The organism is Thermorudis peleae, assembly GCF_000744775.1.
GTDB classification, from domain to species: Bacteria; Chloroflexota; Chloroflexia; order Thermomicrobiales; family Thermomicrobiaceae; genus Thermorudis; species Thermorudis peleae.
Map to the genome: position 1 here is coordinate 1,479,339 of NZ_JQMP01000003.1, position 14,838 is coordinate 1,494,176.

The following is a 14,838-nucleotide window of genomic DNA, read 5'->3' on the forward strand; positions in this document are numbered from 1 at the left end:
ACCAACTCGATGATCAGCCATCGACGTCCTCCGGGGCGGTGTGCGCGGAGTTAGCAATTGAGTTAGCAACCAGCGCGCCGAGCCGGTCGGCGGCTTCTCGCGCGAGTCCCGGCGTGACATGCGAGTAGGTATCCAGCGTGAGCTGGATCGTGCTGTGGCCCAGGAGACTGGCCACCACCTTCGGATGCACCCCGTCGGTCAAGAGCAGCGTTGCCGTGGTGTGCCGCAGATCGTGGAAGCGCCGGTGTGACAGGCCCGCGCGCGCGAGCAGCTGCTGGTAGTCGTGGGTGACGTCGGCTGGATCGAGCGGCGTGCCAACACGCGTGGTGAAGACCCAGTCGCCGTCGGCCCAGGCCGGGCCAGCCGCCAGCCGCTGCTCGAGTTGCCGCCGCCGCTGGAGCCGCAGGGCCTCGAGCGCCTGCGGTGGCAGGGGAATGCTGCGCCGTGACGTCGCCGTCTTCGGCTCAACGACGACCAGGCCACGGCCGGTAACGCGCTGGATGGCGCGGACGACGCGCACCTCGCCTCGTTCCCAGTCAATGTCACCCCACTGCAGGCCGAGGAGTTCCCCCAGCCGCATCCCGGTGAACACCGCGAGCGTCACCAGCGGGCCGAGTGGATCGTCGGCGCAGGCGGTGAGCAGCGCCCGGACCTCGTCGAGCGTGAGCGGCTGAATCGCCGGCCGCGGGGCATGCGGCGGGTCAACCAGGTCACACGGGTTGCGGCCGAGCAGGCCCCATTTCACGGCGTCCTCAAAGGCGCGGTGCAGGAGCCGGTGGGCGTGGACGACAGAACGCGGGGCGAGGCCGCGCGCGAGCAGCTGGCTGTAGGCGGCCTGGAGCACGGCCGGCGTCACCTTCTCCAGGGTGAGATGGCCGAGCACCGGCACGATCCGGCTGCGGATCACCATGCGGTAGCTCTCCACGGTGCGCGGCCGCAAGCTCGGCCGGCGTCCCTCGAGCCACTGGGTGAGGAACTGCGCGAGTGTCGGCGGCCGGCCATGGGCCAGCACCCCCCGCTCGTGTTCTTCCCGCAGCTTCTGCAGGAGCTTGAGCGCCTCGCGCTGCGTGTCGGCCACGCGCGAGACTCGCCGCAGCCGGCCCCGGACTGGATCGGGCACGGAGAGCTGCGCCACCCACTTCCCACGGCGCTGGTCGAAGAAGACGGTGCCTTCGCCGCTCCCCCGGCGGCGGCTCTTGCGCTTGCTGTGGTCTTCGGGTACGGTTGTCATTGCACACACTCCTTTCTGCGGAGCGCCCGGTTCCCCAGTGGGAGCCGGGTACCGTCCCGTTTAGCGCACCGCCAGGAGCGCGTGGAGGCGCGCCCCCTGCGGGGTCTCGGCGTCTTCCTCAACCACAGCCGTTCCCTCACCTGGGTGGGCCGGCACGATCTCGAGCGCAACGTGCAACCCCAGCGTCTCGGCCAACCGAACGAGCGTGGCGATCTCCGGCACATGCTCGCCCGACTCCCAGCGGGCCACCGTGGGCTGGCTCACCCCGAGCCGGCGTGCCAGTTCCGTCTGGGAGAGACCGAGTTCGGCCCGGCGCCGCACCAGCCAGAGCGCAAATGCCCGCGCCAGAGCGGTGGCCTGCCAGCGCTGCCGGACTGCCGTATCCGTCAGCGCCCGCGCGAGCACTGCCGTCGCCGGCTCGAGTCGGCGTTCAGGTTCTGTCGTCATGCGGTTCCTCCTTCCCGGAGCGCTGCCGCGCGTTCCTGCGCCCGCTGGACGGCGGCACGGAACCCCGGCGGGTCGTGCCGGGCCTCGGGGGCAATCGTCAGGATGACGAAGCGGCCACCGATCCGCGTGTCCAGCGCCCGCCAGGGACTGTGTCCCGAGCGCGGCCGGAGTTCGCGCAGGTTGGCCATGCCACGGACCGTGCTCGTGTGCGGGTACGGGAGTCGGGGGCCGAGCGCCATGAGTTTTTCGACCGCGTGCAAGAGCGCGACCCGCTCGTCAGGCGGGAGCAGGGCGAGTTCCGCTTCCGCGACAGCCACGAAGCTAACCCTCCACATGGAGTATAGTATGCATGCTATACCAGTATGAACCAGTGCGTGGTTCATGACTGGGACGCTGCATCAGCATCCAAGCCAACCGCGGCGCGGTACTCGGCGATCTGGGTGACCTTGATCGCCAACGCCTCGGCGAGCTTCCGCCAGGTTTCGCCACGTGGGAGCTGTCGTCTTCCATGTTCGATCGCCGTGATTGTCGCATGCGACACGCCAGCTCGACGCGCAAGCTCCCGGATTCCATAGCCGCGCTCGATCCTCCACCGTCGGAGCGGCCAGATCCGTTCCTCGTTCATCGCCACCTCCTTGTCCAGAGCTATCGTACCAGATCTGCCACGAAACGAACCACTTTGATCCGATCCTTAACAAGACATACCAGACTTGGTCACTATGGTCAGAATCGGTTGGTAGTGGGTCGAGAGGAATGGAAAAGGGAGTTGACCAACGGCACAGTGAACGATCAAAAGCGAAGCCGAGCAGTGCGCCGCTCTGTTCGACAAGCGGCTGGCGAAGGCTAAGAAACCGGTAACCCAGAACACGGTCTGTGCACGGTCTCCGGTCAGCCGGATACTCGCAGCATGGTCAACGGCGCTGGCATGCTCGAGTTCGTCAACGCCATGACCGGTACGTGCTCGCGATCCGACCGCCTCTGCCGCAACCGCCTGGGCCTGCCCTGTAAGCACAGCCGGAGGGACACACTAATCAGCAGCCTAAGCGCGACTGGCGCTGATCAGTCGTGCTTCAGCAAGAACGAGAGTGGAGCACAGGCCGCACTCCCTGTGATCCTGCTCACCCTACGGACAGATATTCTGATTGAGCCGGAAGAAGTTCGTGATACCACACCGCCGCTCGAGGGCAACCAGCCGCTCGTAGTGCGGACTATAGGTCTGCTGCACTCGCTCATCCCCTTCCCCGCTCATGAAATTGACATAGGTGCCACGTTCGTTGGCCTGCAGAGCCCCGGATCAGCGGCGCAGCCTCGACTGGCTGCGCTCATCCTCCACCGGAACCGTCCAGATCGCCAAGATGTCATAAAGATGATAGATAGGTTGGATGGACGAACGCACTTGACGCCAGAACGACACGCACAATCGCGCCCCTTGGTGATGCATATGGATCATCGACAGCGGTGTCGGGCAGTAGTTGCCGTAGTACACCACAATTTACTAGCAGCGCGATGAGGCAACTAATGAAGCCAGAACGCCAGTCGTGGGACAGACCCAGCGGATAGGCTCCGGGCATCTGCCCCCAATTCTCGGTATAAGAGCCATAGCCTATCCGGAATCTTGACAAACGAAACCACATATGTTACGCTTTGAAAGTGAAAACGGCGATCTCCACTAAAGTGATAACTGAGGGTTTATCAAATGGCTGAAGGGGTTACTAGAGATAATAACGTGTTAATCGAAATGCGAGGCATCTGTAAGCGTTTCGGAGCGGTTACTGCTCTTGATCATGTCAATTTAACGTTACGCTCTGGAGAAGTACTCGGCCTTGTCGGTGATAACGGAGCGGGGAAATCAACATTAATGAAAATTTTAAGCGGTGCATATCAGCCAGACGCCGGCCAGATACTGTGGCAAGGAAAACCTGTCCGGTTCGCGAACCCGCAGGACGCACGCAATATAGGCATTGAAATGGTATACCAAGATTTAGGATTAGCCGATAATTTATCGGTGGTCGAAAATATTTTTCTTGGACGTGAAATTACCAAAACGTATATAAAAGGCATTATTCGCTTCGTTGATTTCCGCGCCATGGCAGCTAAGACCCACGCTCATCTTAACCAATTACAAATTAATATTCCTGACATCTGGCAAAGAATAGAGCTACTTTCAGGAGGGCAAAGACAGGCAGTAGCCATTGCACGAGCTACGGTCTTTAGGGCACGTGTCGTTATTATGGATGAGCCAACAGCTGCCCTTGCAATTAAGGAGGTCCACAAAGTGCTCAACTTAGTCCGATCTCTCAAAGATCATGGAGTTGCTGTGATTCTCATCAGCCACCGAATCGACGACATTTTTCAAGTATGCGACCGAGTAATGGCTCTATATCAGGGGCGCAACTTTGCTGAATCTCCAATTGAATCAGTGCAACCTAATGATGTTATTGGATGGATTATGGGGTTAAGCCATGCAAAGCCAGTATGAACCTGAAGAGTATAGCATGCCCCCGTCAAAACTTAACATAGATTCTCCGCTCCCATGGCGGATTCGGGCTATTGACTTAGCCGAGCGCTTTGGCGTCGCTGCTATCGCCCTTCTGATGGCACTCTTCCTTGCTTTGACTCGGCCTGAGACATTTCCAACTTCTGGGAATCTAGCAAATATCGCTCGCCAAACACCCTATATCGCTGTCTTAGCGCTTGGTGAATTCTTCACTATCCTTACCGCGGGCATCGATCTCTCTATCAGCTCGGTTATGGCGTTGAGCATGGTTACTCTGGCGTTAGCTGTTCACGCTGGTGTCCCTGTAATCATATGCGTATTCACCCCGCTCTTAATTGGATGTTTATTTGGTCTTCTCAATGGTATTGGATTAACCCGTTTGCGTCTTCCGCACGCATTTATTATGACACTAGGAACACAATATATTGCGCGGGGGTTGACTAACCTTATATCAGGTGGTGTGCCGATCTCTGGCTTGCCTCCATCTATACGCTGGCTTGGTGCGAGCGATATTGAACTTAGCAAAAATCTAGCTATCCCTTGGGCTTTCATTGCTGTCTTGCTACTTTATAGTCTGGTAGGGGTGTTCTTACACCGAACTGTAACCGGGCGCCGCATCTATGCTGTTGGAGGAAATCCCAAAGCCGCTCGCTATGCCGGTATTGATGTTGATCGTATCCTCGTTATTGTCTATACCCTCTCTGGTACGCTCGCTGGATTAGCTGGTCTTATTTTAGCCGGTCGCACTGGTTCAGGGTATCCAAATGCTGGATTAGGTGACGAACTCTATGCTATTGCTGCTGTCATTATTGGAGGAACTAGCTTTTTCGGAGGTCGCGGCAACCTTCTAGGCGTATTTGCAGGGGTCATTATTATCGGTCTATTGCGAAATGGACTAAATCTCTTTAATGTTAGTGTTTTCTGGCAACAAGTTTTAATAGGAGTCATAGTGATTACGGTCGTCTATGGAGATGTTTTGCGCCAACAAATCGCACAACGTTTCCAGCGAGGACAATAAAAGATGATCTAGGCACATAGATCAATGGCGATGGAGGTGTACGGTGTTAAGCAGTAGAGAGGAGGGACTGCCATGCAGCAAAGCCTAAAGTCACTTATCTTGGGTACGGCCTTAGCTATCCTTGTTGTAGCCTGTGGCTCTCAAGGGGGGGCGACTCCCACAACGGCCGGGGGAGTCAGTGGTAATACCCCGACTGCCGCTCTAACTCCTACTCAGGGGACTGTTCAAACCGCTTCGCCAACGCCGGCTCCACAAAACTCTCCTACGGCGAGCAGCACTACAGTTGGCAAAGTTAAAATTCTGCTAAGCATGAAGGGTCCGGGCGGCGGCAATCCATTCTGGGCTGCAGTGGAACAAGGAGCGCGTGACGCAGCAAAAACAAATGGAGTTGATCTTGTCGTTCTCGCTCCGCCTAACGAAACTGATGTTCAGACCCAAATCAGTCAAATTGAGGACCAAATCACTGCTGGAGTTCAAGCGATTGTTGTCGCGCCGACTGATCCACAAGCGTTGAATCCCACCCTCGATAAGGCTAAGGCGAAGGGAATTCCTGTCCTCTTCGTTGATACAGATGCTCCATGGCCGGGAAAGATTACCTTTATCGGAACGGACAACAAAGCAGGTGGCCAATTAGCTGGCCAATATATCTGTCAACATCTGTCGAAATCTAAAAAAGTTGCTATTATAACTGGCGTTATGACGCAACAAACACATATTGATCGCGATAGTGGGGCTAAAGCCGCATTGCAAGCCTGTGGAGCGAAAATTGTTGCAGAGTTGCCAGCGGATTCAGATCGAGCCAAAGGGCAACAAGTTATGGAAGATATTCTCACGTCCAATCCAGATTTAGAAGCTGTCTTCGCTACGAACGATCTTATGGCATTAGGAGCAGCCGAGGCCGCCAAAGCGGCTGGTAAACTACCGGGCATTATTATTGTTGGCTTTGACGCGAATCCTGATGCTGCCAAGAGCATCCTAGCTGGCGAGATGAGTGCTTCTATCGCACAGAATCCCTACAAGATGGGACAGCTCGGGATTGAAAATGCACTTAAGGCTATTAAGGGCCAGCCAGTACCACCACGCATCGATACTGGTACCACCTTGGTAACGAAAGACAACGCGCAGCAGTACATCAAATAAAAGCCAATATTTGGAGGAATACCACATGCTTCGAATTGGTGTTATTGGTGTTGGAGCAATCGGACAGGGTCATGTTCGACGCCTACATCATCTTGCTCCAGACTTAGTTAAGGTAACAGGTGTAGTTGATCTAAGCTCTGATCGCGTTGCGGCACTAACTCGCGAAATACCATCCCTGAGAGCCTTTGAGAGTAGCAATGAGCTTATTGATTCACCAGAGATTGATGCTGTGGTTATCGCTAGCTGGGGAGCTACCCATGCAGACTTAGCGGTGAGGGCAATTAGCAGGGGGAAACCAGTATTCTGTGAGAAGCCTCTGGCCCCTACCGTTGCAGACTGCCAACGTATCGTCGAAGCAGAACTCAAGGCAGATCGTCGTCTCGTATGGGTTGGATTCAATCGCAGATACGACAAAGCTTATTTGGAACTCAAGCAGGCCCTTGATGCACATATAGTGGGAAAACCCTTATTGATCCACTGCAGACATCGCAATCCTGGTGTGCCTTCTCACTATACTGGCGATATGCCTATCACCGATACCGCCGTGCATGAGTTCGACCTAGTGCGCTGGTTGTTTGAGTCAGAAGTCAGCGAAGTTAAAGTTTTTCTACCGCCTCGATCGTCCCGAGCAAAACAGAACCTTGTTCATGATCCAGTGATAATTATTCTTAAGTTATCAAGTGGTGTAGTTGCAGAAATTGAGATCTTTGTTAATTCCTACGGCTACGACATTTCTTGCGAAGTTGTAGGAGAAGAAGGTTCGCTTCTCCTAAGAGAGAATCCAAATCTTACCACTAGTAAAGAGGGAAAGGTGACCGGCGCGATTGCTCAAGGATATGAAGAGCGTTTTGCCGCGTCTTATGAACTTGAGTTGCGTAAGTGGATCGAAAGCCTGCTTACCGGACAACACGAGGGGCCAACTGCATGGGATGGCTACATGGCAACACTAGTTGCCGATTATTGCTTAAAATCAATGCAATCAGATGATATGTTAACGATAAAGATCCCCGAGTGTCCTAAGCTATACCGAAAAGACTTTGAACTAAGGGGTGCAGCGCGATGACGGTGAAGCCGGTGCGGGTGACGATCTGGAACGAATACCGGCACGAGCGACAGGATCCCGCGGTGCGTGCCCACTATCCGGCAGGCATCCACGCGGTGCTGGCCGCAGCCCTGGAGGCGGCTGGCTGCACGGTGCGCGTGGCCACGCTGGACGAGCCGGAGCACGGGCTGGACGCGGCCACGCTGGCGGCGACCGACGTGCTGGTCTGGTGGGGCCACCTGGCACACGAGGCCGTCGCCGACACCGTCGTCGACCGGGTGCAGCAGCGTGTGCTCGATGGCATGGGACTGGTGGTGCTGCACTCCGCCCACGAGTCGAAGATCTTCCGGCGGCTGATGGGCACGACCTGCAAGGTGATGTGGCGCGAGCGTGGGGAACGGGAGCGGGTGTGGGTGGTGCAGCCGGCCCACCCGGTCGCGGCTGGGTTGCCGGAATACTTCGAGCTGCCGCAGTCGGAGATGTATGGCGAGCCGACGGACATCCCGGCGCCCGACGAGCTCGTCTTCATCAGCTGGTTCCAGGGGGGCGAAGTCTTTCGCAGCGGTGGCGCCTACACCCGCGGCCGGGGCCGGATCTTCTACTTCAGCCCGGGCCATGAGACCTTCCCGATCTACCATCACCCGCTCGTCCAGCGGGTCATCGTCAACGCGGTGCGCTGGGCAGCCCCCAACGACTTCTCGGGGGCGCCGGTGGCCGGTATTCGCCAGGGCGGCGCGCACCGGCCGGACCCGCTGGAGCCGCTGGACTAAGGGGAGAGGAGGCCGACGATGACGACGCGCCGGCTGACGGTGGCGCAGGCCCTGGTGCACTTCCTGGCAGCGCAGTATAGCGAGCGCGATGGCGTGCGCCAGCGATTGATCCGCGGGGTCTGGGCCATTTTCGGGCATGGCAACGTAGCCGGGCTGGGGCAGGCGCTGGCCGAATACGGGACGAGGCTTGGGTTGCCGACCTATCGCCCGCAGCACGAGCAAGCGATGGTGCACGCCGCGGCCGCCTTTGCCCGCCACACTGAACGGCTGAGTACGTTTGCCTGCACCGCCTCGATCGGGCCAGGCTCGACGAACATGCTCACCGCAGCCGCGGGGGCAACGATCAACCGGCTGCCGGTGCTGCTCTTGCCAGCCGATGCCTTCGCTAACCGGGTACCTGATCCTGTGCTTCAGCAACTCGAGCACCCACTGGAGCGCGACGTCAGCGTCAACGATGCGTTTCGCCCGCTCTCGCGCTTCTTTGCCCGGATCACCCGGCCGGAGCAGATGCTGGACGTCCTGCCGGAGGCGATGCGGGTGCTGACGGATCCGGCCGAGACCGGGGCGGTGACGGTGGCCTTGCCGCAGGATGTGCAGGCCGAAGCCTATGACTGGCCAGTCGCCTTCCTGGCCGAGCGGGTCTGGCCGATCCGCCGGCCGGTGCCGGATCCGGCAGCGGTCGCCGTGGCGGCACAGCTGCTGCGGCAGGCGGAGCGGCCGCTGGTGATTGTGGGCGGAGGAGCACGCTACAGTGCGGCGGGGGAGGCCCTGGCCGCGCTGGCCAGCCGCTTTGGCCTGCCGGTTGCCGAGACACAGGCGGGCAAAGGGGTGTTGAGCTGGCAGCATCCGTGGAACGTGGGGCCGATCGGGGTCAACGGCGGGCTGGCGGCTAACCGGCTGGCACGGCAGGCTGACCTCATTCTGGCGGTCGGCACACGGCTGACCGATTTCACCACGGCGTCCAAGACGGCCTTCCAGCATCCTGCGGTGCGGGTCATCGGGCTGAACATTAACGCGGCCGATGCGGCCAAACTGGGCGGGGTGGCGCTGGTGGGCGATGCCCGGCAGGGGATAGAGGCCTTGGCGGCGGCGCTCAGCGACTGGCCGGGCACGGCTGCGCCCTACCGGGCCGAGGTGGCGCAGTTGCGGACCGAGTGGGACGCGTGGGTCGCGGCGTGGCGCACGCCGCCCGCAGCAGCCGGGCCACGACTCCGCCAGGCGGCAGTGCTGGGAGTGCTCAACACGGTCGTCGGCGGGCGGGCGACGGTGATCAATGCGGCGGGGAGCATGCCGGGGGACCTGGTGCGGCTCTGGCGTGCGGAGGAGCCCGCCGCCTACCACGTCGAGTATGGCTACTCGTGCATGGGCTATGAGCTGCCGGCAGGGATTGGGGTGAAGCTGGCCGAGCCAGACCGGGACGTGGTGGTGCTGGTGGGCGATGGGAGCTACCTCATGGCCAGCGCGGAGTTAGTCACCGCCGTGGCCGAGGGGCTTGACCTCACCGTGGTGCTGGTGGACAATGGCGGGTTTGGCTCGATCCACGGGTTACAGCAGGCGGTGGGCTCGCCGCCGTTCGGGAACTTATTGCGGGCGCGGAATCCGGCGACCGGGCAACTGGATGGGCCGCCGATCGTCGTTGACTACGTCCAGCATGCGGCGGCGATGGGAGCACGGGCCTGGGCTGTGACGAGCTACGAGGAACTGGCGGCGCGGCTAGCGGAGGCACAGCGGCTGCCGGGGGTGAAGGTGCTGGTTGTGCCGGTTGATCCAGACGACCGGCTGCCGGGCTGTGAGAGCTGGTGGGACGTGCCGGTTGCCGCAGTCTCGGAGCAGCCGGCGGTGCAGGCCGCCCGCCAGGCCTATGAGCAGGCCCGGCAGCAGCAACGGTGGTTCGGCTAAATGAGGAGTAATGTAGATGGAGCGGCTGCGCTTCGGCAATGCACCCTGCTCGTGGGGCATTATCGAAGGGATATCGGGGGATCGACTCCCGTATTACCAGATGCTCGATGAACTTGTCGAGGCTGGTTATGAGGGAACAGAACTGGGAGATTACGGCTATCTCCCGACTGACCCAGAGGTTCTTAGAGCAGAGCTGGACCGACGCGGATTAACGCTCCTGGGTGCTTTTGTCATGGTAGCCTTGACTAATCCTCATGCTCATCGTGAGGGGATACAACAAGCTGTACGCACCGCCACACTTCTTGCACAGGTTGCTGATATCGGCGACCCACACTGGCGACCACTGCTGATTCTATCTGACGCACACAGCTTTGCACCGGTTCGCCTTACCTACGCTGGCCGAATACGCCCAGAGATGAGCCTCACGAAAGAGGAATGGAATATTGTCACCCAAGGAATCAAACAGATTGTCCAGGCGGTTCGAGAGACCACTGGCATTGAAACTGTATTTCATCCCCACTGTGCCAGCTACGTTGAGACCCCGGACGAGATTGCGCAAGTGCTTGGGCGTACAGAAATTGGGCTTGTGTTTGACACGGGACATTACTTCTATGGCAGTGGAGGCCTAGACGCCAGCATTGTCTTAGAAGGAGTAGAGCGCTTCGGGCCTCGAATTCGCTATGTCCACCTTAAGGATGTTGACCCTACTTTAGCTGCACGAGCCCGGTCAGAAGGGTGGGATTACCAGAAGGCCGTCCGTTCTGGTTTGTTCTGCGAACTTGGGAAGGGAGCAATTGAGTTTGGAGCTCTTATTCAGACACTGCTTCGTCTTGGCTACCACGGGTGGATCACGGTTGAGCAAGACGTGGTGCCAGGCACTCCGATTATCCCCCGAGAGAGTGCATGGCGGAGTCGAGAGTATCTTCGCAAACTCACTGGCTGGTAAAAGCTAGTCGTAATGGGGGAAGTGAAATGCCAGAGTACATGTATGATATTGTCACCCTAGGACGCTGCTCGATTGATCTCTATGCCAATGACATCGGAGTGCCTTTTCCAGAAATTCGAACCTTCGGAGCATATCTAGGCGGTAATCCTTTGAATATCGCAGTAGGAGCCCGACGTCTCGGCTTAGTCACGGCGCTTGTTAGTGCGGTTGGCGACGATATTGTCGGGGATTTCGTACTTACCAGGCTTGCCAAAGAGGGGGTGGAAACCCGATTTATCTCGCGTAAGACGGGAACGCGAACTCCAGCAGTGCTACTTGGTATCGAACCACCTGATCACTTCCCACTAGTCTTCTATCGCGAGAACGCAGCAGATTTCCAGCTTACAATTGATGATGTTGCTTCTCTACCGTTTCACGCGATCCGCACCTTCCTACTCTCAGGAACAGCCCTTGCCCGAGATCCCTCGCGGAGCGCTGCTCTCTATGCGCTTGAACGAGCGCATGCGAATGGCTGTATGACCTACCTTGATCTTGACTTTCGTCCAGATCAGTGGGGTGATCCTCGAAGCTATGGCGTAATCACTCGTCTCGTCTTACCCCTTATTGACGTTGTTATCGGGACTGAGGCGGAGGTTAACGCCCTCTTCGCGACTCGGGTGAGCGACATACAAATACCTAGGCACCAACTTACGGCTCCTCAAGTATGGGGCGATCTACATGCTCATATTGATCAAATTCTTTGTTCAGGGCCAAAAGCCTTGATTGTAAAGCAAGGTGCCGCAGGTGCAACAGCCTATCTTCCGGGACATGAGGCAATTAGGGTCTCTGGCTTCGTAGTAACGGTGGTGAACACACTCGGCGCTGGCGATGCATTTGCTGCTGGCCTGATCTACGGGCGCCTTCAAGGCTGGGATTGGTACCGCAGTATCCAGTTCGCGAATGCCTGTGGGGCGATCATCGTAACTCGGATTGGTTGTGCTGACTTTATGCCCACGCGTGTTGAAGTTGAACAATTTCTTGGGGAACACATAACACACTAGCTGCTTATGGCAAAGAGGGAAAGTTGAGATGAGTCAGGCAATCGGAATTGCACTCATTGGTGCAGGACGGATCGGACTAGAACATGCCCGGAACCTAGCCAACATGCCAGAGGTTAAGCTCGTGGCTGTTGCTGACCCAAATGGTGACGCTGCAGCGCAAGCAGCCCTCCTGTCACAGGCAGAACGGACATTCCGTGATCCTGCTGAGGCAATTGCCTATCCAGGCGTCGACGCAGTTGTTATTGCCTCGCCTTCTGTGCTTCACGCTGAGCATATCCGCCTTGCAGCCCATTTTAAACGAGCGATCTTCTGTGAAAAGCCAATCGCTCTGACCCTTGCCGAAGCAGAGGCAGTAGCAACTGCAGTTCGCGACGCAGGGGTGCCATTCCAGATTGGATTCCAGCGTCGCTATGACCCAGGATACATCGCGGCACGGGAGCGTTTGGAGAGCATTGGTCCCGTTGAACAGTTCCACGCTGTCACTCGGGATCCTTTTCCACCATCACCAGCATTCCTGAAAGCTTCGGGTGGGCTTTTCATCGATCTAGCCATCCACGATTTCGATCTTGCCCGATTTCTGGTTGGTGATGTCGCCGCGGTTCAAGCATGGGGCCGTGTCTTTGTCGATCCGGAAATTGCTGTTGCTGGGGATGTGGATACTACAATAACAGTGCTGGAATTCGCGAACGGTGCATTAGGAGTAATCGAGAACAGTCGTCGTGCAGTCTACGGATATGACATTCGCACCGAAATTTTCGGGGCGCAAGGAATGCTCGTTATCCACGCTTTGCCTAAAACACCCCTATACTGGTACAGTAAAAGCGGCGTAATCGTCGACCACTTCCACTTCTTCCTCGATCGCTTTCAATCAGCATATCAGGCAGAGTTAGCTGCTTTCTGTCATGCACTTCGCACTGGGAAACCGCCGACACCGAACTTGGATGATGCCTTACAGGCCCTCGCGATTGGTCTCGCTGCTGCACAAAGTGTCAGCGAGGGGCGACGGGTAGCTGTGGCGGAGGTGTTGAATCATGAGGATTGCATCTAATCCAGCCTGTAGGGCTATCGTGGGCATCACGCCCATGCAGGCCCGATGGCGCTACCTCTCATTCTGGGTTATTCAGCTCCAAGTCGGCGAAGGCTATGATCTGCTTCTTGGTCAACAGGAGGCAGCACTTGTACCCTTAGAAGGAAAAGGACTGGCTAGAGTAGGCAATCAGAATTTTCAGCTACAGCGTAGTAATGTCTTTCAGGAATTACCGCATGTTCTCTACATTCCGCCACAATGTCATCTTCGCGTGTCAGCAATTACAGCGCTTACATTCGCGATTGGATGTGCCCCAGCCACTGGTATGTTTCCTCTGCGTCTGTTCGCGCCAGCAGAGATGCGTATTGAGTTGCGTGGCGGAGGACCGGCATGGCGGCAGGTTAACCACATTCTTGGTCCTGATCTGCCAGCTGAACGACTCATTCTCTATGAGGTTTACACGCCATCAGGTTTCTGGTCGGGTTGGCCACCACATCGGCACGATGGACGTCTTGGTTCACCATACTTTGAAGAAATTTACTACTATCGAATCCAACCGGTCACAGCACAGGCCATCCACTGGAACTATGATCCAGAAGAAGGATGTGAAGCATTCTTTGCCGTTCATGACGGCGATTTGGTACTAGTGAGACAGGGGTATCATCCTGTTGCAGCACCGCCGGGGGCAAATGTTTATTATCTCAATTACTTGGCTGGTGATCCGCGAGGAGCCGAGCGAGCCCTACCACCTGTTGACGACCCAACGTGGGCCTGGATTCGCAAAGACTGGTCAGGTAATCCACTGATACTGCCAATCGGAGGCGTATGAGTATTCAAGAACGGCGACGATACATCATTGAACTACTCGAAACCAAAGGTGAAGTGACAGTCGATGAGCTTGCGCAGCGCTTTGGCGTCAGTCAGGTTACGATTCGCAAAGATCTGCATGAACTAGAAGAGCGTGGCATTCTCCACCGCACGCATGGCGGGGCCATTCCGGTCCATAAAAGCCTGTTTAATCCTTCGTTCTACGAGAAGCTCAACTTTAAGCGGCAGGAGAAACAAGCGATCGCCTGGGCCGCGCTCGAGCTGATCCAAGAGGGCGACAGCATCATCCTGGATGCTGGCAGCACCACGCTCGCCCTGGCACGGCTGCTGCGCCACCGGTTTCGTCGGCTCTACGTCATCACGAATTCGATGCCGGTCGCCTTGGAACTGTCCAAGTCCGGCTTCGATGTGCTACTCACGGGCGGGCAGATGCGGCACCATAGCCTGGCGCTCATCGGGCCGGCAGCGGTCGACATGCTGCGGCACTACCATGTCGACAAAGCGTTTCTGGGGGCGACGGGTGTGGATGACCAAGGCTACTCGACGCCGAACCCGATTGAAGCGCAGACGAAACGGGCGCTGCTGCAGGCTGCGAGCGTGGCCTACGTGCTCGCCGACTCCAGCAAGCTTGGGCAGCCAACGCTGGCACGTTTCGCGGCGTTGGAAGAAGTGGCCCTGCTCATTACTGATGCTGCGGCCCCGGCTGACTTCTTGTCGCGCCTGGATGCGCGTGGGCTCAAATACTGGCTCGCTCCGCAAGCCCCCAGCAAGCACAGGTGCGAAACACTGCCCCCTCCCCACACCCCTTGAACCTTTGTCAACCTTTACAGCAATTTCGCGGGTACAGTAAGCTGGCGTCGCAGGACCCTAACTCTAACTTTGTTTACAACGTTAATTTCGATCATCTTAATGCAGCTTGACAGTGTCGGGAGGACCAATCATGATGAGAATGG

16 protein-coding genes are annotated in these 14,838 nt (G+C 57.6%); 11 read left to right on the forward strand and 5 right to left on the reverse strand.

All coding sequences use genetic code 11. The features are described 5' to 3' along the window. Positions 1–13: 13 nt before the first annotated feature. The 5 genes from N675_RS09785 to N675_RS14745 all read right to left on the reverse strand — a co-directional run bounded on the left by N675_RS09785 (position 14) and on the right by N675_RS14745 (position 2,963). On the reverse strand, positions 14–1,231 hold the full coding sequence (locus N675_RS09785; RefSeq protein WP_051914543.1) for a tyrosine-type recombinase/integrase: 1,218 nt from the start codon (positions 1,229–1,231) through the stop codon (positions 14–16). Between the two features lie 60 nt (positions 1,232–1,291). Then, positions 1,292–1,678, reverse strand: coding sequence for a helix-turn-helix transcriptional regulator (locus tag N675_RS13740; protein ID WP_051914544.1), 387 nt, complete (start codon positions 1,676–1,678; stop codon positions 1,292–1,294). Then, entirely contained in the window at positions 1,675–1,995 is a 321-nt protein-coding gene (locus N675_RS09795) for a type II toxin-antitoxin system RelE/ParE family toxin (RefSeq protein WP_038039175.1), read from the reverse strand. The genes N675_RS13740 and N675_RS09795 overlap by 4 nt, the downstream gene beginning before the upstream one ends. A gap of 62 nt (positions 1,996–2,057) precedes the next feature. Further along, positions 2,058–2,303 (reverse strand): helix-turn-helix domain-containing protein, encoded by a 246-nt coding sequence (locus N675_RS09800; RefSeq protein ID WP_038039176.1) that lies wholly within the window; start codon positions 2,301–2,303, stop codon positions 2,058–2,060. A gap of 498 nt (positions 2,304–2,801) precedes the next feature. Further along, positions 2,802–2,963: a BBE domain-containing protein gene (locus N675_RS14745; protein ID WP_277870643.1), complete on the reverse strand. Its 162-nt coding sequence runs from the start codon at positions 2,961–2,963 to the stop codon at positions 2,802–2,804. Positions 2,964–3,374: 411 nt separating this feature from the next. On the opposite strand from N675_RS14745, the gene N675_RS09805 reads away from it, so the two are divergent. From N675_RS09805 to N675_RS09855, 11 genes are all read left to right on the forward strand, one after another. Further along, a complete protein-coding gene (locus N675_RS09805; protein WP_038039177.1) occupies positions 3,375–4,157 on the forward strand; it encodes an ATP-binding cassette domain-containing protein in 783 nt (260 codons plus the stop codon). Continuing rightward, a complete protein-coding gene (locus tag N675_RS09810) occupies positions 4,141–5,193 on the forward strand; it encodes an ABC transporter permease (protein WP_156100862.1) in 1,053 nt (350 codons plus the stop codon). Before N675_RS09805 ends, N675_RS09810 begins: the two co-directional genes overlap by 17 nt. 72 nt (positions 5,194–5,265) lie before the next feature. Next, on the forward strand, positions 5,266–6,333 hold the full coding sequence (locus tag N675_RS09815) for a sugar ABC transporter substrate-binding protein (RefSeq protein ID WP_038039178.1): 1,068 nt from the start codon (positions 5,266–5,268) through the stop codon (positions 6,331–6,333). Positions 6,334–6,358: 25 nt separating this feature from the next. After that, positions 6,359–7,396: a Gfo/Idh/MocA family oxidoreductase gene (locus tag N675_RS14135; RefSeq protein WP_081886998.1), complete on the forward strand. Its 1,038-nt coding sequence runs from the start codon at positions 6,359–6,361 to the stop codon at positions 7,394–7,396. After that, positions 7,393–8,145 (forward strand): ThuA domain-containing protein, encoded by a 753-nt coding sequence (locus N675_RS09825; protein ID WP_038038084.1) that lies wholly within the window; start codon positions 7,393–7,395, stop codon positions 8,143–8,145. Before N675_RS14135 ends, N675_RS09825 begins: the two co-directional genes overlap by 4 nt. An 18-nt stretch (positions 8,146–8,163) precedes the next feature. Next, a complete protein-coding gene (gene iolD / locus N675_RS09830) occupies positions 8,164–10,044 on the forward strand; it encodes a 3D-(3,5/4)-trihydroxycyclohexane-1,2-dione acylhydrolase (decyclizing) (protein WP_038039180.1) in 1,881 nt (626 codons plus the stop codon). A gap of 16 nt (positions 10,045–10,060) precedes the next feature. Beyond that, positions 10,061–10,990 (forward strand): sugar phosphate isomerase/epimerase family protein, encoded by a 930-nt coding sequence (locus N675_RS09835; RefSeq protein WP_038039181.1) that lies wholly within the window; start codon positions 10,061–10,063, stop codon positions 10,988–10,990. 26 nt (positions 10,991–11,016) lie between these two features. After that, on the forward strand, positions 11,017–12,030 hold the full coding sequence (gene iolC / locus N675_RS09840; protein ID WP_038039182.1) for a 5-dehydro-2-deoxygluconokinase: 1,014 nt from the start codon (positions 11,017–11,019) through the stop codon (positions 12,028–12,030). 28 nt (positions 12,031–12,058) lie between these two features. After that, entirely contained in the window at positions 12,059–13,078 is a 1,020-nt protein-coding gene (gene iolG / locus N675_RS09845) for an inositol 2-dehydrogenase (RefSeq protein WP_038039184.1), read from the forward strand. Then, positions 13,062–13,886, forward strand: a complete 825-nt coding sequence (gene iolB / locus N675_RS09850) for a 5-deoxy-glucuronate isomerase (RefSeq protein WP_038039185.1) — start codon at positions 13,062–13,064, stop codon at positions 13,884–13,886. The genes iolG and iolB overlap by 17 nt, the downstream gene beginning before the upstream one ends. Next, entirely contained in the window at positions 13,883–14,695 is an 813-nt protein-coding gene (locus tag N675_RS09855; RefSeq protein ID WP_038039186.1) for a DeoR/GlpR family DNA-binding transcription regulator, read from the forward strand. The genes iolB and N675_RS09855 overlap by 4 nt, the downstream gene beginning before the upstream one ends. Positions 14,696–14,838 lie beyond the last annotated feature (143 nt).

Coding starts and splice junctions, on each gene's coding strand:
- N675_RS09785 (WP_051914543.1), bottom strand. CDS start 1,231: ATGACAACCGTACCCGAAGACCACAGCAAGCGCAAGAGCCGCCGCCGG.
- N675_RS13740 (WP_051914544.1), bottom strand. CDS start 1,678: ATGACGACAGAACCTGAACGCCGACTCGAGCCGGCGACGGCAGTGCTC.
- N675_RS09800 (WP_038039176.1), bottom strand. CDS start 2,303: ATGAACGAGGAACGGATCTGGCCGCTCCGACGGTGGAGGATCGAGCGC.
- N675_RS09805 (WP_038039177.1), top strand. CDS start 3,375: ATGGCTGAAGGGGTTACTAGAGATAATAACGTGTTAATCGAAATGCGA.
- N675_RS09810 (WP_156100862.1), top strand. CDS start 4,141: ATGCAAAGCCAGTATGAACCTGAAGAGTATAGCATGCCCCCGTCAAAA.
- N675_RS09815 (WP_038039178.1), top strand. CDS start 5,266: ATGCAGCAAAGCCTAAAGTCACTTATCTTGGGTACGGCCTTAGCTATC.
- N675_RS14135 (WP_081886998.1), top strand. CDS start 6,359: ATGCTTCGAATTGGTGTTATTGGTGTTGGAGCAATCGGACAGGGTCAT.
- N675_RS09825 (WP_038038084.1), top strand. CDS start 7,393: ATGACGGTGAAGCCGGTGCGGGTGACGATCTGGAACGAATACCGGCAC.
- iolD (WP_038039180.1), top strand. CDS start 8,164: ATGACGACGCGCCGGCTGACGGTGGCGCAGGCCCTGGTGCACTTCCTG.
- N675_RS09835 (WP_038039181.1), top strand. CDS start 10,061: ATGGAGCGGCTGCGCTTCGGCAATGCACCCTGCTCGTGGGGCATTATC.
- iolC (WP_038039182.1), top strand. CDS start 11,017: ATGCCAGAGTACATGTATGATATTGTCACCCTAGGACGCTGCTCGATT.
- iolG (WP_038039184.1), top strand. CDS start 12,059: ATGAGTCAGGCAATCGGAATTGCACTCATTGGTGCAGGACGGATCGGA.
- iolB (WP_038039185.1), top strand. CDS start 13,062: ATGAGGATTGCATCTAATCCAGCCTGTAGGGCTATCGTGGGCATCACG.
- N675_RS09855 (WP_038039186.1), top strand. CDS start 13,883: ATGAGTATTCAAGAACGGCGACGATACATCATTGAACTACTCGAAACC.